The following is a 24,181-nucleotide window of genomic DNA, read 5'->3' as shown; positions in this document are numbered from 1 at the left end:
TTACGCTACGGTGGTGTTTGTTGACGACGCAACGATCCGCGATCGAGAAGGCGACATCATGAGTATCGACAGCAACGCCGCGGCCGAAACCCCCCGCGACGAGACCGAGCGGGCCGCTCGCGGCGAAGCGGAGCGCGAACGCCTGCGCGGCCTGCACCTGCAGCCCGCAGAGTCGAGGCCGACGTCCTCCGCCCGCGGCCTGCACCACACCGCGCTGATCAGCAGCGACGTCGAACGCACCATCGAGTTCTACCAGGGCGTTCTCGAATTCCCGCTGACGGAGCTCATCGAGAACCGCGACTATCCCGGCTCGTCGCACTTCTTCTTCGACATCGGCAACGGCAACCTGCTCGCCTTCTTCGACTTCCCCGGCCTCGACGTCGGGCCCTACGCCGAGGTGCTCGGTGGCCTGCACCACGTGGCCATCAGTGTCGAGCAGGAACGGTGGGAGCACCTCCGCGTCAAGCTGACCGATGCCGGGGTCGAGCTGGTCGAGCACAGCGAGGTCTCGCTGTACTTCCGCGATCCCGACGGTGCCCGCCTCGAACTCATCGCCGATCCGCTCGGCGAGATGTACGGCCAGCAGGTCCTCTAGCCCCGAACCACTTCCCAGGACGTCCCACCCCCGACCGAAAGGCACACCATGACCAAGATCGCCGTTCTCTACTACTCCTCCACCGGCCACGGCACCACGATGGCCGACATCGTCGGCAAGGCCGCCGAGGCCGCCGGCGCGGAGGTCCGCGTTCGCCACATCGCCGAGACCAAGGATCCCGCCACGTTCGCCGAGAACCCGGCCTGGACCGCCAACTACGAGGCCACCAAGGATCTGCCCGCGGCCACCGGCGACGACATCGTCTGGGCCGACGGCGTGATCTTCGGATCCCCCACCCGCTTCGGCAGCACCACCAGCCAGTTCCAGACGTTCATCGACTCCCTCGGCGGACTGTGGGCACAGGGCGCGCTCGCGAACAAGGCCTACGCCGCGTTCACCTCCAGCCAGACCGCGCACGGCGGCCAGGAGACCACCATCGTCAACCTCTACACCTCGCTGATGCACTTCGGCGGCGTGCTGGTGCCCCCGGGCTACACCGACGGTCTGAAGTTCGCCGACGGCAACCCGTACGGTGTCGGCCACGTGACCGGGCCCGAGAACAAGAACGAGATCGACGACGCCACCCGCAACGCCCTCGAGCACCTCGCCACCCGCGTCACCGGCATCGCCGCGAAGCTCGCGAGCTGACCTCGCCCCCTGCAGCGCCTCCCCGGAAGGTCGTCATGACTGCCTCCACCTCCCCCGTGCTCGACGTGCGACGGGCCGACACCCGGCCGCACACCCGCATCGAGTGGCTCGACTCGCACCACTCGTTCTCGTTCGGGCATCACTACGATCCGGACAACACCCATCACGGGGTGCTCATGGTCAACAACGACGACATCGTCGCGCCGGGAACGGGTTTCGACACCCACCCGCACCGCGACATGGAAATCGTGACCTGGGTGCTGCAGGGGTCGCTGGTCCACCAGGACTCCATCGGACACAACGGCGTCATCTACCCGGGCCTGGCCCAGCGGATGAGCGCCGGCACCGGAATTCTCCACTCCGAGAAGAACGACGCGTGGCGACGGCGTGACGCGGCCGACTCGTCCGCCGACCCCGTGCACTTCGTGCAGATGTGGGTCGTCCCGGACGAGGCCGGCGTGACGCCGGGCTACGAGCAGCTCGAGATCGACGACGAGCTGCTCTCGGGCGGACTGATTCCCGTCGCGTCGGGCATGGACGCCTACCGCGACCACTCCGCCATCCGCATCCGCAACAAGTACGCCGCGATGCACGTCGCGCGCCTGCGTGCCGACGGCACTCCGCAGACGCTGCCGGACGCCCCGTTCCTCCACGTCTTCGTCGCCCGCGGCGAGGCGTCGCTCGAAGGCGTCGGAGTGCTGCGCGAGGGTGACGCGGTGCGCGTCACCGGTGGTGGCGGTCAGCGTCTGAGCACCACCTCGGCGGCCGAGGTCATCGTGTGGGAGATGCACGCGACCATCGGTCGCTAGACCCGGCGGTGACGTGGCGCCTACCCGGTCGCTAGACCCGGCGCCTACCCGGCGGTGACACGGCGCCTACCCGGCGGTCGGCTCCAACCGGGACCGCCGCCGGGAGTAGCCGAAGTACAGCGCCGACGTCGCCCCGAGCCAGATCGCGAACAGAATCCACGTCTGCACGTGCAGCGTGCTGATCAGGTACAGGCAGGCGGCAATCGAGAGCAGCGGCAGGACCGGGTAGAGCGGGACCTTGAACCCACGGTCGATGTCGGGCTCACGCCGGCGCAGCACGATCACCCCGGCGGAGACGACGAGGAACGCCACCAGCGTGCCCATCGACACCAGGTCGGCCAGGAAGTCGAGCGGCAGCAGTCCGGCGAGCAGAGCCACGCAGCATGCCACGATGATCGTGTTCTTCACGGGCACGAGGCTGCGCGGCGCCACCTCGGAGAAGATCGGCGGCACCATGCCGTCGCGGCTCATCGCGAACAGGATGCGGGTCTGGCCGTACAGCGTCACCAGGGTGACCGAGAAGATCGAGACCACGGCGCCCGCGGACAGGACGATGGACGGCCAACTCGATCCGGTGACGTACGACAGGATCTCCGCCAGACCCGCCTCCTGACCGTCGAATTCCGTCCACTTCTGGGCACCGATGGCGGACAGCGTGACCAGTAGGTAGATGAGAGTGACCACCACGAGGGCGCTGATGAGCGCGATCGGAAGCGTCCGTCGGGGATTCTCGACCTCTTCGCCGGCGGTCGACACCGCGTCGAGACCGATGAACGAGAAGAAGATCAGGCCCGACGCCGCGCCGATGCCCGCGACACCGAACGGTGCGAACGGCTCGAGGTTCTCCAGGCTGAACCCGGTGAAGCCGACGATCGCGAACATGGCGAGAATGCCGATCTTGACGATCACCATGATCACGTTGGCGCGTGCCGATTCGCTGGTTCCGCGAATCAACAGCAGCGCACACAGGCCCACCAGCACCACGGCCGGCAGGTTGATCCCGAACCCCTCGCCTCCGCCGGGTGCGTGCGACAACACCTCGGGAATGCGCAGTCCGACGGTGCGATCGAGCAGGTCGTTCAGGTACTGCGACCACAGCACCGACACCGCTGCCGTGGACACGCCGTACTCGAGGATCAAGCAGGCGCCGACGAGCATCGCGATGAACTCGCCGATGATCGTGTAGGTGTACGTGTAGGTCGACCCCGACGCCGGTATCGACGACGCGAGCTCGGCGTAGCAGAGCGCAGTCAGTCCCGCGGTGATCGCGGCGATGACGAAGGAGAAGATCACGGCGGGACCCGCCACCGGCACGGCGGACGAGAAGATGAAGAAGATGCCGGTACCGACGGTCGAGCCGACGCCGATGCACGTCAGCTGGAACGTGGTCATGGAGCGTCTGAGGTCGCTCCCGCCCTGCGTTTCCAGCGCGGCGATGTCCGCCAACGGTTTGCGGCGGAGCAGGCTCCGCCCGGATCCCGACGCACTGCGTTCGCTCATGGTGTCTCCTTCGACGAGTGCGCCGGGCGCGCGGACCCGAGGCGACTGCCCCGCGGCACCACGATCACCGGAACGGGACTGTGCCGGACGATCTTCGACGCCGTCGACCCCAGGAAGACCCGGGCGACCGGGCCGGGCCGGGACGAACCGAGGACCAGGACGTCGTCGTCCCCCAGGTCGACCGACCGGAGAACGTCCTCCCATCCTCCCCCGACGCCGACCGCGCAGGTCGGGGCGAGGGACGGATAGCTCTCGGTGACCCGCGCTGCGGCCGCGCGCAGCAGGGTGGTGGCCTGGTCGGCCCACTGTGCGGTGACCAGGTCCTCGGCGCCGTACCCACCGAGCGGCGGGAACGTCGTCGTGCGACGGGGGGCGAAGGCGACCAGGTGGAGCGGGATTCCCCACCGATTCGCGAGAACCGCGGCGGTGTCGACGGCGTCGTCGGATTCCTCGGTCCCGGTGTAGGCACACGCCAGGCGCCGGAAGGGGCCACGACGGTCGGCGTACCCGCGGGGGGCGAGCGCGAGGGGAACGCGCGACGAGTGGAGCAGCGCGTCGCTGGTGCTTCCCGGCGTGAACCTGCCCGACGGGCCGTCGGTGGAGCCGAGCACGACGATGTCGGTGTGGTGGGTGGCGGCCGCGCCGATCAGACCGGCGGACTCGGCGGGGTTGTCGACGTGGAACGCCGCCGGCTCGTCCAGTTCCTGCGGCTGCAGGAACTCGGTCAGGGTGTCGTGCGCGGCGCGCACCGACTCGTCACCGCGTTCCCGTACCCAGCGGCGGTAGTCGGCGTCGGCCGCATTGGAGGTGGGGAACGGCCACGTGCGGGGCAGGACGGTGCAGCAGCGCACCAGGACGTCCGCCCCCGCTGCCCGCGCCGTGGCCGCCGCTCGCGCGGCCCACGCCACGGCGTCCCGTCCGGAGTCGTCCGGCAACCATCCGATCAGTACCGGCGTCGTCGCCACGGCCCCTCCTTCGCTGCCTCGCGGTTCGTGACCGTGAGTATGCGCCAGGAGGGGCCGCGAGGGGTGACGACTGGGCTCGGATCAGGCCTTCCAGACCGCCACCACGGACGGGCGCGGCTGGGAGTCGCCGCCGTCGGGCCAGTGCGAGGCCGGGGCGTCGGCGCTGGCGTCGTCGAGCTCGCCCGGGTGCTGTACCGACACCACGACGCGCTGCTCCTGCACGATCGGGCCGCAGGTCTCGGCACCCTTGGGGACCGTGAGGAACTGCTTGGTCTGGCCACGGCGCTCGCCGTCGAGGACCACCGAGAACAGGCCGTCGTTCGACTCGAGTGCGTTGCCGTCGGTGGAGATCCACAGGTTGCCCGCCGGGTCGAACGCCAGGTTGTCGGGGCAGCTGATGGGGCTGACCTGCGACTTGTCGAACCCACCGAAGTACGTGTCGGCGGCCTCGGGGTCACCGCAGACGAGGAGAAGGTTCCACGTGAAACCGGTGCCCGCGTGGTCGTCGTCCAGCTCGAGGACCTGACCGTTCTTGTTCTTGGTGCGGGGGTTGGCCTCGTCGGCGGGAGCCGTGCCCTCGGTGCCGCGGTTGGAGTTGTTGGTCAGCGCCACGTACACCTTGCCCGTCACCGGGTTGGGCTCGAAGTCCTCCGGCCGGTCCATCTTGGTGGCGCCGACCTTGTCCCCGGCCTGGCGGGTGAACACCGCCACCTCCTCCGCCGACATGCCGTCCACGAGGGACTCGCCGCGTCCGTCCTCGCCCGTGCGCAGCAACGGAATCCACTCGCCCGTGCCCGCGAAGCGGCCCGAGGCGGGGAGTGCGCCGCTGCCGTCGATCTCGTCGGGCGAATCGCCGGTGAGCTTCGCGACGTACAGGGTGCCCGCGTCGAGCAGCGTCAGGTTCGACCGCATGGCCGCGGGGCCGTTGCCCTGCATCATCTTTCGCGACGAGACGAACTTGTACATGTAGTCGAAGCGCTCGTCGTCGCCGCTGTAGGCGACCACCGTGCCGTCGTCGGTGACGTGGATCGTCGCGGCTTCGTGCTTGAACCGGCCGAGGGCGGTGTGCTTGATCGGGGTCGAGGTGGGGTCCCACGGGTTCACCTCGACCACCCAGCCGAAGCGGTTGACCTCGTTGGGCTCCTGCGCCAGGTCGAACCGCTTGTCGAAGCGCTCCCACTTCCGTTCGGACGCAGCCCCTTCCACGCCGTAGCGCGCCAGGCGTGCCGCGGCCGTCGGGTCGGTCACCGACTCGGCGTTGGCGAAGTACTGGTTGATGTTCTCCTCGCCGGAGAGCACCGTGCCCCAGGGCGTGAGACCACCCGAACAGTTGTTGAACGTGCCGAGGACCTTCGTGCCCGTCGGGTCGGCCGAGGTCTTGAGGAAGTCCGAGCCTGCGGCCGGGCCGGTGAGGACGAACTCCGTGGTGCCGGTGATGCGGCGGTTGTAGCGACCCATCTGCGGCGTGAGACGCCCGGATCCGTTCTCGCCCTTGACCTCCACGACGGACAGACCGTGGGCGGCCAGACCGATGGCCACCTGCTCGGCGGTAGGGTTCTCCGCGTCGTAGCCCCGGAAGAGGAACGGCTCGGTCGTGTACTCGTGGTTGACCACGAGGAGGTAGTCGGTGCTGGACCCGTCGATCGGCAGCAGACCCGCGAAGTCGTTGTTGAAGCCGAACTGCTTCTCCTGCGCCGCGGCGGTCTGGTTGTCGAAATCGAACTCCGGCGCACCCGCCACCACCTGGTCGCCCCACCGGATCACGACGGCCTGCTCGTGGCCCTCCGGGATCACCACGGCGTCCTCGGTGTTCGGCGCCACCGCGGCGAAGTCCAGTCCGCGCGGCTCGGGGGGCAGCGTGGACGACGGATCCGCCGTCGTCGCCGTACCGGACCGGTTACCCCCACCGCAGGCCGCGAGCGCGCCGGTCGCGCCGACGGCCACCACGGCCATCGCCCCGCCCTTGAGGATGCCGCGCCGCGACATCGCCGTCTTCACGACGTCGCCGAAGTACTCCCCCGTCGAGGTGTTGGGGACGTCGTGGAAGCAGGCGTCGCCGCACTTGTAGCGGCAGGTGAGGGTGGAGCGCGAGGAGCGGCCGTCGTGGGAGTGCACGACGTGCAGGGACAGCGGAATCGTGGTCACCGGCCGACCGTAGGAAACCCGGGCAAAAGACAGCCGGAACGCAGGCGACGGCGCGGAACCGGACAGGTGAACGGAAAGCGAACACGTGTCACGTTTCCGAGTGTCGGGTAAGACGAGACGAACCGCGCAACCAGCGGCCCGCGAACGAAGGAGACGCCAATGCCCATGCTCTCGGTGGGAGTCGAGAACGACACCCCGATCGACCTGCACTACCAGGACCGCGGCGAGGGCGCTCCCGTGGTGCTCATCCACGGCTGGCCGCTGAACGGACGGTCCTGGGAAGCGCAGATCACCTTCCTGCTCGACGCCGGCCACCGCGTGGTGACCTACGACCGCCGGGGGTTCGGCAGCTCGTCGCAGCCCGAAACCGGATACGACTACGACACGTTCGCCGCGGACCTGTCGGTGCTGCTCGAGACCCTCGACCTGCGGGACGCCACGCTGGTCGGCTTCTCGATGGGCGGCGGCGAGGTGGTGCGCTATCTGGCGAAGTACGGCAGCGAGCGGGTGGCCAAGGCCGTGCTCGCCGGGGCGGTGCCGCCGTACCTGTACAAGACGGAGGACAACCCGGACGGCGGCCTCGACGACGAGACCATCCAGGGGTTCCTGGGCGGCGTGGAGAACGATCGGAACGCGTTCATCGACGGCTTCGCCACCAACTTCTACAGCGCGAACGGTGAACTGAAGGTCAGCGAGGAGACCCGGCAGTACGCCGTCGACATGGCCGCGGAGGCCTCCACCACCGCGATGCTCGGGTGCGTGAAGGCGTTCTCCTACACCGACTTCCGTGGCGATCTGCCGAAGATCGACGTGCCGACGCTGGTGATCCACGGCGACGCCGACGCGATCGTGCCGTTCGAGGTCAGCGGCAAGCGCTCGCACGAGGCCATCGCGGACAGCTCGCTCGTGCTGATCGAGGGCGGCCCGCACGGGTTCAACGCCTCGCATCCCGAGGAGTTCGACGCCGCGCTGCTGGAGTTCCTCGCGCGCTGACCTGCCTGGTCGCACACAGCACGCCCCGATCGACGGGAAACTGCCGATCGGGGCGTCCTGTGTGCGGTGGTGCAGGTGCCGGGCGGCGCAGGTGTCAGGCGGCGCCGAGCATCCCGTGCGGGTCGAGCACGAACTTGGTGGCCTCGCCGCGGTCGAAGTCGGCGTAGCCCTGCGGCGCCTGCTCGAGCCCGATGGCGCGGGCGTTCACGGCCTTCGCGATCTGCACTCGGTCGTGGAGGATCGCCATCATCAGCCCGCGGTGGTACTTCATCGTCGGGCACTGACCGGTGGTGAAGGCCAGCGACTTCGCCCAGCCCGTTCCCAGGCTGAGCGACAGGGAGCCCTTCTTGGCGGCCTCGTCGGACGCGCCCGGGTCGCCGGTGACGTACAGGCCCGGGATGCCGAGCGAACCACCGGCCGCGGTGACGTCCATCAGCGAGTTCAGCACGGTGGCAGGGGCTTCCGTCGCGCTGCCGTCACCGTGACCGCGGGCCTCGAAGCCGACCGCGTCCACTCCGCAGTCCACCTCGGGGACGCCGAGGAGCTGTTCGATCTGGTCCGCCGGGTCGCCCTTCGACACGTCGACCGTCTCGCAGCCGAAGCTCCGTGCCTGAGCGAGTCGATCCGCGTTGAGGTCTCCCACGATCACCACGGCGGCGCCGAGGAGCTGGGCGCTGGCGGCCGCGGCGAGGCCGACGGGGCCGGCGCCGGCGATGTAGACCGTCGACCCCACCCCCACTCCGGCGGTGACGCACCCGTGGAAGCCGGTGGGAAAGATGTCCGACAGCATGGTCAGGTCGAGGATCTTCTCCATCGCCCGATCGCGGTCGGGGAACTTCAGCAGATTCCAGTCCGCGTACGGCACCATCACGTACTGCGCCTGACCACCGACCCAGCCGCCCATGTCGACGTAGCCGTAGGCGGCGCCGGGGCGATCCGGATTGACGTTCAGGCAGATGCCGGTCTTGCGTTCCTTGCAGTTGCGACAGCGACCGCAGGCGATGTTGAACGGCACCGAGCACAGGTCGCCCACCTGGATGAACTCCACGCCCGGCCCCACCTCGACCACCTCACCGGTGATCTCGTGGCCCAGCACCAGGCCCTCGGGGGCCGTGGTCCGACCGCGCACCATGTGCTGATCGCTGCCACAGATGTTGGTGGACACCACCTTCAGGATGACGCCGTGCGGGCACTCGCGGCCCACGCTCGCCGGATTCACCCCCGGACCGTCCTGGAGGGTGAAGCTGGGGAAGTCGATGTCGATCACCTCGACCTTCCCGGCTCCGGCGTAGGCAACGGCTCTGTTGTCCGACATGGGGTCTCCCGTCTCGTCGATCACGATGGCCGGCGCGGACATGCCTGGATGCGCATGCCGGCACCGATCTCGACGGTACGCGACACCGTGTGATGCGGGTCACGAACGACGACGTGCGGTGGCGCAGGTGTCAGAGCACCTCGGAGAGGAACCGCTTGAGCCGGTCGGTCTCCGGGTCGTCGAACAGCGCAGCGGGCGGGCCCACCTCGACGGCGCTGCCGTGGTCCATGAACAGCACGCGGTCGGACACCGAGCGGGCGAAGCCCATCTCGTGGGTGACCACGATCATCGTCATGCCGCCGGTCGCGAGGTCGGCCATGAGCGCGAGCACTCCCTTGACCAGCTCCGGGTCCAGGGCGGAGGTGGCCTCGTCGAAGAACATCACCTGCGGGGTCATGGCCAGGGCGCGCGCGATGGCGACGCGCTGCTGCTGACCGCCGGAGAGGTTGCCGGGGCGCGACCCCGCCTTCTCCTTCAGGCCCACCTTGTCGAGTTGCTCGAGGGCAACCTCTCGCGCCGCATCCTTGCTCCGCCCCTGGAGCTTCCACGGGCCCAGCGCCACGTTGTCCAGCACGGTCCGGTGCGGGAAGAGGTTGAACTGCTGGAACACCATGCCGATGCGCTGACGCAGCGCGTCGGGATCGTCCTTCAGCACGGACTTCCCGTCGAGCAGGATGTCGCCCTGCTCCGGCTCGTGCAGGCGGTTCAGCACGCGCAGGAGAGTCGACTTCCCGGAGCCCGACGGGCCGATGACGGTGGTCGTGGACCCGGCGGCGACGTCGATGTCCACCCCGCGCAGCACCTTGTTGGTGCCGAAGGACAGGTGCAGGTCGCGTCCGGCGAGGGAGACGCCGGTGAGTGTCTCGGTGGTCATGTCAGCCTCTTTCCACGACGATGGCCTGCTCGACCGGGTCGAGGGTCTTCTCCGCACGGCCCGTGCGCAGACGCTTGTCGATGTAGTTGACCAGGTGGGTCAGCGGAACGGTCATGGCCAGGTACACCAGACCGGCGGCGACCAGCGGGGACAGGTTGCCGGTCTGCGCGTTGAGGTCGCGGCCCACGGCGAACAGTTCGCGCTGGGTGGCGAGCAGGCCGAGGAAGTAGATCAGCGACGAGTCCTTGATCAGCGAGATGAACTGGTTCACCAGAGCCGGCAGCACCCGTCGGACACCCTGCGGCACCACCACGAGGCGCATCGCGCCGCGGTAGCCGAAGCCGAGGGCGCGCGCGGCTTCGAGCTGACCCCGCTCGACCGACTGGATGCCGGAGCGGAAGATCTCGCCGATGTAGGCCGCGGCCAGCAGCGAGAGCGCCAGCGCACCCAGCCAGTACGGGTTGTTGCCGGTCAGGCTGCTCGTCACCGGGCCGATGCCCAGGCCGATGATCAGGATGATGACCACGGCGGGCAGGCCGCGGAAGATGTCGGTGTACACCCGGGCCGGCCAGCGGAGCCAGCGCGAGCGGGACAGGCCCGCGAGGGCGAGCAGCATGCCGAGCACCGTGCCGATGACGCCCGACGCCAGCGCCAGGATCAGCGTGTTCGGCAGGCCGGTCTTCAGCAGGTCCGGGATGGCGCGCTTGTACAGCTCCCAGTCGAAGAACGTGTCCCCGAGCTGTTGGAGAGTCGATTTCGGTGCGACGGCCTGCGCGGCCGGGGCGGCGGCGTCGTTCTCCGCCGCGATGGCCGCGAAGTCGGGGAGCTCCGGCTGCGGAGCGGCCTTGCTGCCGGGTTTGAATCCCTCGGGCAACTCGCGCGGTACCCAGTCGGAGTACAGCTGCGCCCACGTGCCGTCGGCGATCACGGCGTCGAGTCCGGAGTTCAGCGCGTCGATCAGCGGCTGGTTGTCGCGTGCGACGGCCCACCCGACGAAGTTGTTCAGCGAGAACGTGTTCTGCGTGATCGCCGTGCCGTCCTCCGGCTTCACCAGGCCCTCCGCCTGCTGCGACGGGGCGACCCACGCGTCGATCTGCCCGGTGCGCAGGTTCGCGTAGGCGGTGTTGTAGTCGGGGAACTTCACCGGGTCGAGGCCGAGGGTGTTGACGACGTAGTCGTCCTGCACCGTGCCCTGCACCACGCCGATGCGGGTGGTGGGCCCGAGGTCCTCGAAGGCGGTGATGGGGCCGCCGGCCTTCGCGACGAGGGAGAAGTATCCGAAGTCGTACCCGTTGGTGAAGCCGACCGTGTTCCGTCGCTCGTCGGTGGTGGTGATCGACGACGAGCCGACGTCGAACCGTCGGCCCGCCACCTGGGCGAGCAGGCCGGAGAACTCGGTGCCGGAGAACGTCACCTGCAGGCCGAGCTTCGCCGCGACCGCCTTCAGCAGCTCGTTGTCGTAGCCGGTGTAGGTGCCGGAGCCGTCGACGCAGATGCTCGGCGGGGCGTCGGACAGCGTGCCGACGGTCAACGTGCCGGGGGTGATCAGCCCGAGTTGCGCGGGGTCGATGCGGTCGAGCGGCGTGACGGACGGCGTCGTGTACCGGTCCTCCGACGCGGCGGCGGCCGCGGCGTCGAAGTTGGTGGGTACCGACGACGCGCTCTCGACGCCGGGAGGCGCGCAGAGTTCGGTGGGGGCGGACGCGGCCGCGGTGTCGCCGTCCGACGACGAGCCGCACCCGGCGAGCAGACCCGCGAGAAGAAGGACGAGAACCACGGCGACGGACGTTCGCCCCGTGCGGTGCGCGTGCATGTCGAGAACAGTAGGTCGCAGCCACCGGAATCACCGAAACGGTGATCACGCAATGGTTCGGCTCAGTGATCTCCCGCCGATTCGCGATCACCGCCGGTGACGGCGGTGCGGGGCACTGTGACAACGGGTCGCTGCGCTCGGTTGACATGGCTCGCTGCGCTCGGTGACATGGCTCGCTGCGCTCGGTTGCCCGGGGTCTACTCTCCCTCACGGCGCCGGCATCGGGTCGGGACGACGGCAGGGCGGGCGCCGGGGGACGAAAGGCGATCGTATGAACACCGGTCTCGACTTTCCGGTCATGGGTGCACCGGACGCGGGCAACACGGCGTGGGTTCTGGCCGCCGCCGCGATGGTGCTGCTGATGACCCCGGGCCTCGCGTTCTTCTACGGCGGGATGGTCCGGGCCAAGAGCGTGCTCAACATGATGATGATGAGCCTGTCGGCCATCGGCGTCGTGTGGGTGCTCTGGGTTCTCTTCGGCTATTCGATGGTGTTCGGCGACAGCAGCCTCGGCGGATGGATCGGCGATCCGCGGCAGTTCGCCGGTCTGACCGCGCTGGTCGGTGGCACGTACACCGGCGGTGGCGGCCCGACGGAGATCCCGCTGGTGGGCACCGTGCCCGCGTTGGTGTTCGTCGCGTTCCAGGCCGGATTCGCGATGGTCACGGTCGCCCTGGTGTCCGGCGCCGTGGCCGACCGGATGCGGTTCCTGCCCTGGGTCGTCTTCGCGGGGATCTGGGCGACGCTGGTGTACTTCCCGGTCGCGCACTGGGTCTTCGCCCTCGACGGCCTGACGGCGCGCACGGGCGGATGGATCGCGAACGAGCTGCGGGCGATCGACTTCGCCGGCGGCACCGCCGTGGAGATCAACGCAGGCGCCGCGGGACTCGCGCTCGCACTGGTCGTGGGGAAGCGGCGCGGCTGGCCGCGCGAAGCGATGCGACCGCACAACCTGCCCGCCGTCATGGTGGGCGCGGGCCTGCTGTGGTTCGGCTGGTTCGGCTTCAACGCCGGATCGTCGCTCGCCGCGGACGGCGTCGCCGCGGTCGCTCTGGTCAACACGATGGGCGCGGGTGCGGTCTCGATGGTGGCCTGGCTGGTGGTGGAGAAGATTCGCGACGGGAAGGCGACGTCGTTCGGTGCCGCGTCGGGCGTCGTCGCCGGACTGGTGGCCATCACGCCGTCGTGCACGGCCGTCACGCCGATCGGGGCGCTGGGGGTCGGCGCTGCGGCCGGTGTCGCGTGCGCCCTCGCGATCGGCCTCAAGTACCGCTTCGGCTACGACGACTCGCTCGACGTGGTCGGGGTACATCTGGTCGGCGGCGTGGTCGGCACGCTGATGATCGGACTCCTCGCGAGCAGGTCGATGCCGCCGGGCGTCGACGGCCTGCTGTACGGCGGCGGCCTCGGCCAGCTGGGACGTCAGGCGGTCGCCGTGGTGGTCGTGCTCGCCTACTCGTTCCTGGTGACCGCGGTCATCGCCACGGTGGTGAAGCTGACCATCGGCGTTCGAGCGGACCCGCAGCACGAGACCGACGGCATCGACGAACACGAGCACGCGGAGTCCGCCTACGAGTTCGCCTCCACGCACGGCGGCTCGGGACTGTTCGGGAAGAACACGCCGCCGGCGTGACCAACGGCGCCGATCAGCCTCGGTGCGACCTCGCCCAGGAGATCGCGCCGGTGAGCTCGGTGAGGTCGTAGTCCGGCCCGTTCACCCCGACGGTGAAGAGGGTGGCACCGGCGTCGACGAAGTCCTGCGCGGTCTCCGCGCCCGGCCACGCCACGGACCGTTCGATCTGCGACACGTCGCGGCCCACGGTCTCGCCGTGGTCGGCGAGCACGCCCGACTTGTGCTTCAGCGCGTCGAGATCGGCGAAGCTGTGCCAGACGTCCGCGTACTGCGCGACCATCTTCAGCGTCTTCTTCTCTCCACCGCCGCCGATGAGGATCGGGATGTGGCGGGTGGGCGCGGGATTGCCGACGTCCAGGCGGTGCGCGATGCGCGCGAGGCTCTCGTTCAGCAGCGCCAGGCGCGACCCGGCGGTGCCGAACTCGTAGCCGAAGTTGTCGTAGTCCTTCTGATTCCAGCCGGCGCCGATGCCGAGGATGAGCCGACCACCGCTGATGTGGTCGACCGTCCGCGCCATGTCGGCCAGCAGGTCGGGGTTGCGGTACCCGCCGCCGGTGACGAGGGCGCCGATCTCCACGTTCGAGGTCTGCTCGGCCCACGCGCCCAGCATGGTCCAGCACTCGAAGTGGGCGCCGTCGAGGTCGCCGTACAGCGGATAGAAGTGGTCCCAGTTGAAGACGACGTCGACGCCCGCGTCCTCGGCGCGGAGCACCGCGTCGCGGATCAGCCCGTAATCCGGGGCGTGTTGGGGTTGCAGTTGGACTCCGATGCGCACACGAGTGTCGGCCACCCGGTCGACACTAATCCGCCGCGCCCGTCGGCGTCGGGAAGTCGCGCGTCAGCGTCACCGGGACTCCGTTGAGGACGGCGGTTCCGGTCACCGGGTCGACGCGGGCCGGGTCGGTGACCTCGTTGACGTTGGGACCGCCCAGGGCCGCGGCGACCGTCAACCCGTCGCCGCGGTCGCGGCCGTACCCGTGCGGGAGGCTGACGACGCCGGGGGCGACCTCGTCGGTCGCCTCGACCTCCACCGTCACCGACCCGTGCGCCGACGTGAGGAGGGCCGAGTCACCGTCGACGAGACCGCGTGTGGCGAGATCGTCGGGGTGGGCCTGGAGTCGGTGGCGCGGCGCACCTTTCGTCAATCGGGGAAGGTTGTTCATCCACGAGTTCGTACTGCGCAGATGGCGCCGCCCGATCAGCAGGAGCTCGGTGGGGTCTCGCCGCGCGTCGAGGTCGCCGGCCAGGGTCCGCGCCGCGTCCCCGAAGACCCGCGGCACCACCGGGATCCGTCGGTTCGGCGTGCGGAGTCGACCGGGCAGCGACGGCTCGAGCGGACCCAGATCGAGGCCGTGCGGGGCCGTCCGCAGCCTCCGCATCGACACTCCGCGTCGCGACGCGGCGAGCAGCAGTGCCAGCGTCCGCATCGGGGTGAGCCGGAGCATGGCCCCGCGCAGCCACCATCGCGGGTGGCGTGCGCGCCGAGGCGTTCGCCGTCGCAGGCCGAGGGCGAGGTCGCGGTAGATCTCCCAGTCGTGCCGCTCGTCCGCGGTTCGGGGCAGGATCGGGCCGTTGACCCGGACGGTGTTGCGGACGGCCAGGTGGGCGTGGAAGACGTCGACCTGCTCGCGTTGCACCGCCGAGGTGGGCGGCAGGATCACATCGGCCAGGCGGGTGGTCTCGGTGCGGTAGGGATCGACCGCGACGACGAAGTCCAGTTCGGCGACGGCGTCGCGGACCCGGTCGCCGCCGGGTGCGGACAGCACCGGGTTGCCCGCGATCACCACCAGCGCACGGATCGGCCGATCCGGATGGGCGAGTTCCTCGGCGAGGGCGGCGCTGGGAAGCTCGCCGCCGAACTCCGGCAGCCCGCGCACCCGGGTGCGCCACCGACCCGACTCGCCGGCCTCCATGGAGTCGGTGGCCACCAGATCGGCGGCCGGGTGCGGAATCAGGGTGCCGCCCGGCCGGTCGAGGTTGCCGGTCACGATGTTCAGGACGTGGATCGCCCACTGGCACAGGCCGCCCGCCCGCTGCGTGGACACGCCCATCCGACCGTGGGCCGCTGCCCGGGACGCGGCAGCGAAGTCCCGCGCCAGGCGCGCGACGGTCTCCGCGGGGACCCCGGTGAGCGGCGCGACCCGGTCGGGTGCGAACGGCGCGACGACGGCGGCCAGCTCACCCAGACCGTCGACGTACGAGGCGGGTGTCGCGGCGCCGTCCTCGAGGATCGTGCGGATCATGGCCAGCAGCACGAAGGCGTCGGTGCCGGGGCGGACGGGGACGTGCTCGTCCGCGGCGGCCGCGGTGCGGGTACGGCGCGGGTCGACCACGACGAGGCGACCGCCGCGCGCGCGGAGGTCACGGAGCCGCTGCCCGACGTTCGGCACGGCCATCATGCTGCCGTTCGACACCAGCGGGTTGCTCCCGAACAGCAGCAGATGGTCGGTGCGGTCCAGGTCCGGAACGGGCGCGAGCAGTTGATGTCCGTACAGGGCACGGTGCACCATCAGATGGGGCCGCGAGTCGAGCGAGGTGGCGGAGAAGACGTTGCGGGTACCGAGCTCCGGCAGCAGACCGCCGATGCCGTGAGTGAGCCCACCGAGGTTGTGCGCCACCGGGTTTCCCCAGTACACCGCGACGGCGTCCCGGCCGTGGCGGGCGCGGATGTCGCCCAGGCGGCGGTGCACCAGAGCCAGGGCGTCGTCCCACGACGACTCCCGCCAGGTGTCTCCGTGTCTGATCAGAGGCCGACGCAGGCGATCGGGATCGGTGTGCAGATCACCGAGTGCCGTCGCCTTCGGGCAGAGGTGGCCGCGGGACAGTGGATCCTTCGCGTCGCCGCGCACGCTCGTGATGCTGCCCGCGGACACGGTGAACTCGAGTCCGCACATGGCCTCGCAGAGCGGGCAGGTGCCGAGGCGCCGGGTGGTGCCGTCGCTCACGGGGTCCCCCGTCTCCGTCATCGGTCGGTCCGGTCGCCGTCAGAGGTGCGCCATCGCGGTCAGCCGGTCGGCCCACTCGACGCGAGCGGCACCGATGCGCCGCAGGGTGCGCGTGTACCGCGGCAGCATCTCGGCCGGGCGATACCGGGCGGCGTCGACGAGCCACTCCCCGGCGTCCTCCGCGGACAGGGTCGGGACGTCGCGGTAGCGCGCCGTCGGCTCGATCATCGGGGTACGGATGAGGGGAAAGTAGACGGTGGTGACGCCGACTCCGGTGCGCGCCAACTCGATCGCGATGCTCCGGCCGAACATCGACAACGCACTCTTCGATCCCGCGTAGGCGGAGAACTTGGGCATGGCCCCGCCGGGAACACCCCAGGTGGAGACGTTGACGAAGTGGCCGCTGCCGCGCTCGACCATGGCCGGCGCGAAGCCCAGCGTCAGCTGCACCGGCGCGAAGTAGTTGATGGCCGCGGTGCGTCGATAGTCGTGGAGCCGGTCGGTCGACTCCAACATCCGGCGCCGGATGGAGCGGCCGGCGTTGTTCACCACGACGTCGGGGGCACCGAACTCGCCCAGGACCTTCTCGATCAGCCGGGCGGCGTCGTCCTCGTCGGCCAGATCCGCGGTCAGGGCGACGGCCGCACCACCGGCGTCGACGATCTCGCGGCGAACCTCCTCGAGAGGCTCTGCGGAGCGGGCCACCAGCAGGACCGTGGCGCCCTCGGCGCCGAACCGGCGTGCTGCGGCGGCTCCGATGCCGGACGACGCCCCGGTGATCAGCACCGTCGATCCGGCGAGCGGGTGCCCGCGTCCGATCAGCTCGGACACCGGACGCGGCCGTTGCAGACCGGCGCGGTCGAACCGTGCGGCTCCCCGCCGATACGTGCCGGTCACGGCCCCCCACAGGTCCATCGCACTTCCCTTCCACCCCGACGGCGAACCCGTCACGTCCCGGTTCGACCGCCCGAGGTTAGCCCACGCGGACGTCGTTCCGGCCGTAGATGCATCGCAGGACGAATGCCGCTTCGGGTCCCACCACTCGATCGAGGAGGTCGAGCAGCCGTGCCGTGAATTCCGGTCCGTGCGCGGCGTGGGGAGTGGTCTCCGGATCACGACTCTCGAGGTGGTGGGCGATCTCGTGCAGCACCACCAACTCCCGCATCGCCCACGCGTGACCGGCGACGTGCAGCGGCACCGCGATGACGGCGGCGTCGTGCTCGTAGTGCGCGGCGCCCTGCCCGGCGCGGGCGCGGACCCGGCAGCGACGTGCCGCCCGCGGGTAGCGACGGCGGACGTCCTGCAGGGCGAGCACCGCGTCGACGTAGGTCTGCACCGAGTCGATCGAGGCGAACCGACGCTCGATCGGCAGCGTCACCGTCGAGCCGGCGATCTCCACCGACCGGCCGGCGTGCGCGGTGTCGGCGCGGTCGAACATGGTGCGCAGCAACATTTCCGACTCGTACACACGAGCGCGCTGCGAGTCGCGGGCGGGCACCGCGACTCAGCGATCGATCGCCCCACGCGGAGATCCGAGCTCCGCGTCGGTCCCGAGCCGGGCTCGTCGTCCGGCGTGGTCCCCGGCGCGCCGCGCAGCGCGCGAGAAACTGGTGGGCGCCGCGTTGCCGCGCCACCGGCCGCGTGCCGTCGACGTGCTGCGGTAGAAGTCGGTGAGGGCGAGATCCTTGTCGCGCAACGCCAGCGCCGTGCCGGTGGTGGCGTCCGACGCCGCGACCGCGTCGGCGGTGATCTCCGCCTTCACCGCAGCGAGACGGGCGCCGATGCGGTCGGCGAACGCCGACTGGAATTCGATGCGGGCGGTGACCGCGGCGAGCGGCTTGCGCTCCACCCGCGCGCGCCCGTACCCCGGCCGCACCACCCGGTCGACCGTGGCGTCCCGGTAGGCGCCCGACGAGATGTACGCGTCCGACGCGCGGACCATCTGCACGACCAGCGAGGCGTAGAGCGCCTGCGTGGTGTCGATGTCGGACGCGAAACCGTAGGCGTACACCTGCGTGGAGGTGGACAGCACATCGCACGTGACGTCGTTGGCCGCGGCGATGGCGACGAACAGACGGACGTAGGTCTTCAGGCCCCGCTTGCCACGCTCACCGATCTCGACCGTGCGCTGCACGGGCCCGCTGCGTGACTGCCCCCCGGACGCGTGCGACCGCGCCACCGCGAGATCGATCGAGGCGGCGGTGGCGAGCCGCTGGGCCGCCTCCATGAACGCCTCTGCCTCGTGCGGATTGTCCGTGGACTCCGCCTGCCTGAGCAGCCCCCCGATACGGGTGAGCATCCTGTCCTGACTCACGTCGGCGACAGTACGCCCGGACGCCGACAGGCCCCCGGTCGTGACCGGGGGCCTGTGGATGAATCCATCGAGCGTAAAACGTCAGTCGTCGGCGCCGATGATGAACGCCTCGAGCTGCGTCCGAGCGGTGTCGTCGGCCATCTGCTCCGGCGGGCTCTTCATCAGGTACGCCGAGGCCGGCAGGATCGGGCCACCGAGGCCACGGTCCTTGGCGATCTTCGCCGCACGCACGGCGTCGATGATGATGCCGGCGGAGTTCGGCGAGTCCCACACCTCGAGCTTGTACTCGAGGTTCAGCGGCACGTCGCCGAAGGCGCGTCCCTCCAGACGGACGTAGGCCCACTTGCGGTCGTCGAGCCACTCGACGTGGTCCGACGGCCCGATGTGCACGTTCTTGTCCGCGATCTTCCCGGCCAGCGAGCCGGTGAGGTTCGAGGTGACGGCCTGGGTCTTGGAGACCTTCTTGGACTCCAGACGCTCGCGCTCGAGCATGTTCTTGAAGTCCATGTTGCCGCCGACGTTCAGCTGGTACGTGCGATCGAGGGCCACGCCGCGATCCTCGAACAGCTTCGCCATCACCCGGTGGGTGATGGTGGCGCCGACCTGGCTCTTGATGTCGTCGCCGACGATCGGCACACCGGCGTCGGCGAACTTCTTCGCCCAGACGGGGTCCGACGCGATGAAGACGGGAAGCGCGTTGACGAAGGCGACGCCTGCGTCGATGGCCGCCTGTGCGTAGAACTTGTCGGCCTCGTCCGAGCCGACGGGGAGGTAGGAGACGAGCACGTCGACCTGCGCGTCCCGCAGCGCCTGCGCCACGTCGACCGGCTCGGCGTCGGAGAGCTCGATGGTCTCGGCGTAGTACTTGCCGATGCCGTCCAGGGTCGGTCCGCGCTGGACGGGAACGTCGGTCGGCGGCACGTCGGCGATCTTGATGGTGTTGTTCTCGCTGGCGAAGATGGCCTCCGAGAGGTCGAAACCGACCTTCTTGGCGTCCACGTCGAACGCGGCGACGAACTCGACGTCGCGGACGTGGTAGCGGCCGAACTTCACGTGCATGAGGCCGGGAACGGTGGCGTTCTCGTCGGCGTCCTTGTAGTACTGCACGCCCTGAACGAGGGACGACGCGCAGTTGCCCACGCCCACAATGGCCACGCGCACCGCAGTGCTGTTGTCACTCATGGTCGGGATCTCCTTTGCTTTCGTGTCGGCGGGTCGAGGTGTCGGTGGGGGCCGCATCTCGGTGCCCGGATACCGCGACCGGGGGGTCGGTCGCGGGTGCGGGCGGCAGACCCTCCGAGCTGATCGCCAGTGCCTCGGCAGCGATCAGTTCGTTGAGCCACCGCACTTCGCGCTCGCTCGACTCGAGGCCGAGCTGATGCAATCCGCGCGTGTATCTGTCCACCGACCCACTTGCTCGGCCGATGGCGTCGCGAAGCCCTTCCCGGCGCTCCTCGACCTGACGTCGCCGACCTTCGAGAATTCGCATCCGCGCCTCGGCGGGGGTGCGTCCGAAGAAGGCCAGGTGAACGCCGAATCCATCATCGGTGTAGTTCTGCGGGCCGGTGTCGGCGACGAGTTCGGTGAACCGTTCCCGGCCGGCGGGGGTGAGCTCGTAGACCCGGCGCGCCCGGCGGACGGTGCCGCCCGACGCCTGGTTCTCCACGATCAGTCCGTCCGCCTGCATCCGTCGCAGGGTCGGATAGAGCGAGCCGTAGGAGAACGCCCGGAACGCACCGAGCAGGCCGGTGAGACGTTTCCGGAGCTCGTACCCGTGCATCGGAGAGTCGAGAAGCAGCCCGAGAACAGCCAGTTCCAGCACGGCCCGTCCCCCTTCCCGTCCGATGGTTCGTCCACCTCCGCAGTGATGACTCGTCGATCATAGCTCTCGTATGTATCGGGCCGATACATACGGGTACGCGTAACTCACCGAGACAGCAACAGGTACCCCGTCTCGTCGGAACCCAATCAGAGGATCGGGCATGCGTGGCTGCACGGAAGTCGGCCCGATCGGCGGGATTCCGTCGATCGGGCCGAGTCGTGGACGATCACGCCCGCGTATCCCGTCGGTCGGAGGTCGTGACGTGCAGATGCAGTGGAAGTTCGCCGGTCCGCCGCCCGGTCCGGGTGGTGAACGTCGTGGCGACCCCGGGGCGGAACGATCGGTTCGCTTCACGGTTCATTCGGTCGATCGACCCGAGTCGGGGGTCCGTCACCGACCCGCGGCGACGGGGCGCACGTACTCTGGACGTCGTGCGATTCGAACGGCAGGTGGTGGACTACGCGTTGCAGCGCAAGTCGCTGCTCGCCGAGGTGTACTCGGGTCGCACCGCTGTCGCCCAGGTCTGTGATGCGGATCCCTACCTGTTGCGTGCGGCCAAGTTCCACGGGCGCCCCTCCACGGTGGCCTGCCCGATCTGCCGCAAGGAGCAACTCACCCTCGTGTCCTGGGTGTTCGGGGAGAAGCTGGGGCAGATGAACGGCTCCGCGCGATCCGCCGAGGACCTGGGCCGGCTGGCCGCCACGCAGGAGGAATTCTCCGTGCACGTGGTCGAGGTCTGCCGTACGTGCAGTTGGAACCATCTCGTCCAGTCGTATGTACTGGGCAGTGCACCGGCCCCCACCCGCCCTCGCACCCGTAGTACCGGCCGTCGCCGCACGGCCAGCGAGTGACCGGGAGAGGTGATCGGCGGTACCGTCCGCCGAGAACCGACGGGCGGGCACCCCAGCCGGGACCCGCTCGCGCTCAGCGGACAACCGACGCCGACGTCCTCGTCGCGCGTCCCGACAGTGGAGTACGTCAGTGACCACCCCCTACGACGGGTCCCGCGACGACGGGGCCGGCGCGGGTAACGACCGTCCTCGCAGCGACGGCCCGGGCTACGACGACCGCTACCGTGACCACCGCGACCGCGACGACTACCGGCCGCGTCACCAGCTACCCGACGACCAGCCGCCGCGTCCTCCCATGCCGCCTCGGCGCGGCGACGGCCCGGGGCAGTACCGCGGGTCGTACGGCCCCCCGCCGCAGGGACCGCCCCCGCAGGGACCGCCCCCGCAGGGACCGCCCCCGCAGTACCGGGCTCCGCGTCCGGCCTACGGGACCGGGGGGTTCGACCCCGGTCGCGACCCCGGGTACGGCCCCCCGCGCAATGTCGGGAACGGCCCCGCGTACGACCCCGGGCGAGACGATGCGACGCGGGCCCGCCCCGTCGGCCCACCGCCCGGGCGACGGAGTGACGACGAGACCGGTCATCTCGGTGGCGCCGCCGGTGCCGGTGCGGCAGGAGCCGCGGGCAGCGCCGCGTACTCGCAGGCCCGCTCGCCTCGCGACGATGCCCCGACGTCCGGCTACGGACGCGGCGAGTACGACCGTGACGACGGGGCCGGATACGGCCGTGACGAGGACAGCTCCCGGTTCGGTGGAGGACCCACCGAACCGCCATCAGGAGGTAGGACCACGAAGACCGCGAAGAAGTCCCCCTGGCGCACCGTGCGACGCACGGTCTACGCCCTGGTCGCGCTCGGACTGATCGTGCCGATCCTCGCGTTCATGGTGGCGTACGTGATCGAGGACGTCCCGCGTCCCGGTGACATCAAGACCAATCAGGTGGCCACGATCCTGGCGTCCGACGGGACGTCCGTCCTCGGCACCGTGGTGCCGCCGGAGGGCAACCGCACCGACGTCGAGATCGGCCAGATCCCGGAGCACGTCCGCAACGCTGTGTTGTCCGCGGAGGACCGTGACTTCTACTCCAACCCGGGCTTCTCCGTGTCCGGCTTCGCGCGCGCCGCGCGGGACAACATCCTGGGCCGCGACAGCGCCGGCGGTGGCTCCACCATCACCCAGCAATACGTGAAGAACGCGCTGGTCGGGTCCGAGCGCACGCTCACTCGCAAGATGCGGGAGCTGGTCATCTCCTCGAAGATGGCCCGGCAGTGGACCAAGGACGACATCCTCGCCGCCTACCTCAACACCATCTATTTCGGTCGTGGCGCGTACGGCATCGCCGCCGCGTCCAAGGCCTACTTCGACAAGCCCGTCGAGGCGCTGAGCGTCGAGGAGGGCGCGGTGCTCGCCGCGATAATCCAGCAGCCGTCGGGTCTGGATCCGGAGAACAATCCGGTCGGCGCCCAGAGTCGATGGAACTACGTGCTCGACGGCATGGTGACCATGGGTGCGCTCGACCAGGGCGCACGGTCGGCCATGCAGTACCCCGCCACCCGGCCGCTGGCGTCCGTCAACAGCGGCGACGCCACCGACGCCGGCCCCAACGGGCTGATCAAGACGCAGGTGTTGCGCGAGCTGTCGTCGTCGGGTATCAGCGAGCAGGACCTCAACACCGCCGGGTTGCAGATCACCACCACGATCGACCCGCAGGACCAGCAGGCCGCCATCGACGCCGTGAACAGCAACATGGAGGGCGAGCCGTCGGAGTTGCGGACGGCGTCGGTGTCCATCGATCCGCGTACCGGTGCGGTCAAGTCCTACTACGGCGGCGCGGACGGCCGCGGGTTCGATTTCGCGCAGTCCGGTCTGCAGACGGGGTCGTCGTTCAAGGTGTTCGGCCTCGCCGCGGCGCTCGACCAGGGCATCCCGCTGTCGCAGATGTACGACAGCTCGCCGCTCACCGTCAACGGGATCTCCATCGGCAACGTCGAGGGCGAGTCCTGCGGCACCTGCACCATCGCCGAAGCGCTCAAGCGGTCGCTGAACACCAGCTTCTACCGTCTGCAGCTGAGTCTCGACGGCGGCCCGCAGGCCGTGGCCGACATGGCGCACCGCCTCGGGATCCCCGAGGAGACCGAGGGCATCGGCCCGACGCTCACCGAGCCCAACGGTGCCGGCCCCAACAACGGCATCATCCTGGGCCAGTACCAGTCGCGGGTTCTCGACATGGCCAGTGCGTACGCCACGCTGGCGGCGTCGGGCACCTACCACGCACCGCACTTCGTGCAGCGCGTCGTCACCGCCGACGGCACCGTCCTGCTCGACCGCGGCACCGAGCCGGGCGAGCAGCGAGTCGACCCGACCGTCGCGGACAACGTGACCGCCGCCATGCGGCCCATCGCCGGCTACTCCAACGGTCACAACCTCGCCGGTGGTCGGCCGTCGGCCGCCAAGACGGGCACCGCGCAGCTCGGCGACACCGGGGAGAACAAGGACGCGTGGATGGTCGGGTACACCCCGTCGCTCGCGACCGCGGTCTGGGTGGGCACCGAGCAGGGCCTGCCGCTCCGCAACGTCTACGGCGGGCCGATCTACGGATCCGGTCTGCCCTCGGACATCTGGAAGGACACCCTCGACGGGTCGCTCGAGGGCACCGAGGTCGAGTCGTTCCCGGCCCCGGGAGCGATCGCCGGGCAGGCGGGTGTGCCGCAGTATTCCGCGCCCGCCCCGACGCGGGCACCGGTGACCACGTCCGAGGCGCCGTCCGCGCCGCCGACGACGGAGGCGCCGGCCCCGCCGGTCGTCGTCCCGTCGCAGGTCGAGATCCTGCCGGGTATCACCATTCCGGTGCCCGGGCTGGCGCCCGCGGCCACGACGACCGCGCCGGGCGCGGAGCCGGGTGCCGGTGCCGGTGGAGGTGCCGGGACGGGAGCGGGTGAGGGCGCCGGCGGTGGTGCCGGT

General features: G+C 70.0%; 20 protein-coding genes. 7 read left to right on the top strand and 13 right to left on the bottom strand.

Annotated features, from left to right (window positions below):
• Positions 1-58 precede the first annotated feature (58 nt).
• From RC2_RS17675 to RC2_RS17665, 3 genes are read left to right on the top strand one after another with little or no spacing between them, the layout of a single operon-like run.
• Complete coding sequence (locus tag RC2_RS17675) at positions 59-595, top strand: VOC family protein (protein WP_068148587.1); 537 nt, start codon at positions 59-61, stop codon at positions 593-595.
• Between the two features lie 48 nt (positions 596-643).
• On the top strand, positions 644-1,243 hold the full coding sequence (wrbA, locus tag RC2_RS17670) for an NAD(P)H:quinone oxidoreductase (protein WP_068148588.1): 600 nt from the start codon (positions 644-646) through the stop codon (positions 1,241-1,243).
• A gap of 35 nt (positions 1,244-1,278) precedes the next feature.
• Positions 1,279-2,052 (top strand): pirin family protein, encoded by a 774-nt coding sequence (locus RC2_RS17665; RefSeq protein ID WP_068148591.1) that lies wholly within the window; start codon positions 1,279-1,281, stop codon positions 2,050-2,052.
• A gap of 66 nt (positions 2,053-2,118) precedes the next feature.
• Here RC2_RS17665 and RC2_RS17660 read toward each other — a convergent pair whose 3' ends face one another.
• The 3 genes from RC2_RS17660 to RC2_RS17650 all read right to left on the bottom strand — a co-directional run bounded on the left by RC2_RS17660 (position 2,119) and on the right by RC2_RS17650 (position 6,662).
• Positions 2,119-3,552, bottom strand: a complete 1,434-nt coding sequence (locus tag RC2_RS17660; protein WP_068148595.1) for an amino acid permease — start codon at positions 3,550-3,552, stop codon at positions 2,119-2,121.
• Entirely contained in the window at positions 3,549-4,517 is a 969-nt protein-coding gene (locus RC2_RS17655) for a universal stress protein (protein ID WP_068148598.1), read from the bottom strand. Before RC2_RS17655 ends, RC2_RS17660 begins: the two co-directional genes overlap by 4 nt.
• 81 nt (positions 4,518-4,598) lie before the next feature.
• Positions 4,599-6,662 (bottom strand): PhoX family protein, encoded by a 2,064-nt coding sequence (locus RC2_RS17650; RefSeq protein WP_068148600.1) that lies wholly within the window; start codon positions 6,660-6,662, stop codon positions 4,599-4,601.
• A 159-nt stretch (positions 6,663-6,821) separates the two neighbouring features.
• On the opposite strand from RC2_RS17650, the gene RC2_RS17645 reads away from it, so the two are divergent.
• Complete coding sequence (locus tag RC2_RS17645; RefSeq protein ID WP_068148604.1) at positions 6,822-7,655, top strand: alpha/beta fold hydrolase; 834 nt, start codon at positions 6,822-6,824, stop codon at positions 7,653-7,655.
• A 94-nt stretch (positions 7,656-7,749) separates the two neighbouring features.
• Here RC2_RS17645 and fdhA read toward each other — a convergent pair whose 3' ends face one another.
• The 3 genes from fdhA to RC2_RS17630 all read right to left on the bottom strand — a co-directional run bounded on the left by fdhA (position 7,750) and on the right by RC2_RS17630 (position 11,657).
• Positions 7,750-8,970 (bottom strand): formaldehyde dehydrogenase, glutathione-independent, encoded by a 1,221-nt coding sequence (fdhA, locus tag RC2_RS17640; protein ID WP_068148644.1) that lies wholly within the window; start codon positions 8,968-8,970, stop codon positions 7,750-7,752.
• Positions 8,971-9,100: 130 nt separating this feature from the next.
• Positions 9,101-9,844, bottom strand: a complete 744-nt coding sequence (locus RC2_RS17635; protein WP_068148606.1) for an amino acid ABC transporter ATP-binding protein — start codon at positions 9,842-9,844, stop codon at positions 9,101-9,103.
• Position 9,845: 1 nt separating this feature from the next.
• Positions 9,846-11,657, bottom strand: coding sequence for an ABC transporter substrate-binding protein/permease (locus RC2_RS17630; RefSeq protein ID WP_068148610.1), 1,812 nt, complete (start codon positions 11,655-11,657; stop codon positions 9,846-9,848).
• 271 nt (positions 11,658-11,928) lie between these two features.
• Here RC2_RS17630 and RC2_RS17625 point away from each other — a divergent pair, with 271 nt between their 5' ends.
• A complete protein-coding gene (locus RC2_RS17625) occupies positions 11,929-13,290 on the top strand; it encodes an ammonium transporter (protein WP_068148614.1) in 1,362 nt (453 codons plus the stop codon).
• A 13-nt stretch (positions 13,291-13,303) separates the two neighbouring features.
• Here the strand turns inward: RC2_RS17625 and RC2_RS17620 are convergent, their stop codons facing one another.
• From RC2_RS17620 to RC2_RS17590, 7 genes are all read right to left on the bottom strand, one after another.
• The gene (locus tag RC2_RS17620) at positions 13,304-14,080 is read right to left on the bottom strand and encodes an LLM class F420-dependent oxidoreductase (RefSeq protein ID WP_068148617.1); all 777 of its coding nucleotides are present in this window, start codon (positions 14,078-14,080) and stop codon (positions 13,304-13,306) included.
• Positions 14,081-14,090: 10 nt separating this feature from the next.
• Positions 14,091-16,256, bottom strand: coding sequence for a molybdopterin-dependent oxidoreductase (locus RC2_RS17615; protein ID WP_068148619.1), 2,166 nt, complete (start codon positions 16,254-16,256; stop codon positions 14,091-14,093).
• A gap of 18 nt (positions 16,257-16,274) precedes the next feature.
• Positions 16,275-17,150 (bottom strand): SDR family NAD(P)-dependent oxidoreductase, encoded by an 876-nt coding sequence (locus tag RC2_RS17610; RefSeq protein ID WP_068148622.1) that lies wholly within the window; start codon positions 17,148-17,150, stop codon positions 16,275-16,277.
• A gap of 58 nt (positions 17,151-17,208) precedes the next feature.
• Positions 17,209-17,733, bottom strand: a complete 525-nt coding sequence (locus tag RC2_RS17605) for a TIGR04338 family metallohydrolase (RefSeq protein WP_072681722.1) — start codon at positions 17,731-17,733, stop codon at positions 17,209-17,211.
• Positions 17,734-17,739: 6 nt separating this feature from the next.
• Positions 17,740-18,549 carry a DUF2786 domain-containing protein gene (locus RC2_RS17600; RefSeq protein WP_068148625.1) on the bottom strand — a complete coding sequence of 270 codons (810 nt, stop codon included), beginning with the start codon at positions 18,547-18,549 and terminating at the stop codon, positions 17,740-17,742.
• 81 nt (positions 18,550-18,630) lie between these two features.
• The gene (locus RC2_RS17595) at positions 18,631-19,731 is read right to left on the bottom strand and encodes an inositol-3-phosphate synthase (RefSeq protein ID WP_068148630.1); all 1,101 of its coding nucleotides are present in this window, start codon (positions 19,729-19,731) and stop codon (positions 18,631-18,633) included.
• Positions 19,724-20,371, bottom strand: coding sequence for a PadR family transcriptional regulator (locus RC2_RS17590; RefSeq protein ID WP_083529709.1), 648 nt, complete (start codon positions 20,369-20,371; stop codon positions 19,724-19,726). Before RC2_RS17590 ends, RC2_RS17595 begins: the two co-directional genes overlap by 8 nt.
• Before the next feature lie 431 nt (positions 20,372-20,802).
• On the opposite strand from RC2_RS17590, the gene RC2_RS17585 reads away from it, so the two are divergent.
• Together RC2_RS17585 and RC2_RS17580 are read left to right on the top strand one after the other, a co-directional pair.
• Positions 20,803-21,222, top strand: coding sequence for a DUF5318 domain-containing protein (locus RC2_RS17585; RefSeq protein ID WP_068104497.1), 420 nt, complete (start codon positions 20,803-20,805; stop codon positions 21,220-21,222).
• A gap of 820 nt (positions 21,223-22,042) precedes the next feature.
• The coding region (locus tag RC2_RS17580; RefSeq protein WP_169846850.1) for a transglycosylase domain-containing protein at positions 22,043-24,181 on the top strand (2,139 nt) is incomplete at its 3' end.

It is taken from the genome of Rhodococcoides corynebacterioides NBRC 14404 (assembly GCF_001894765.1).
Classification (GTDB): Bacteria; Actinomycetota; Actinomycetes; order Mycobacteriales; family Mycobacteriaceae; genus Rhodococcoides; species Rhodococcoides corynebacterioides.
Note: the sequence above shows the minus strand (reverse complement) of the source record. Positions and strands in the feature narration are given on the sequence as shown.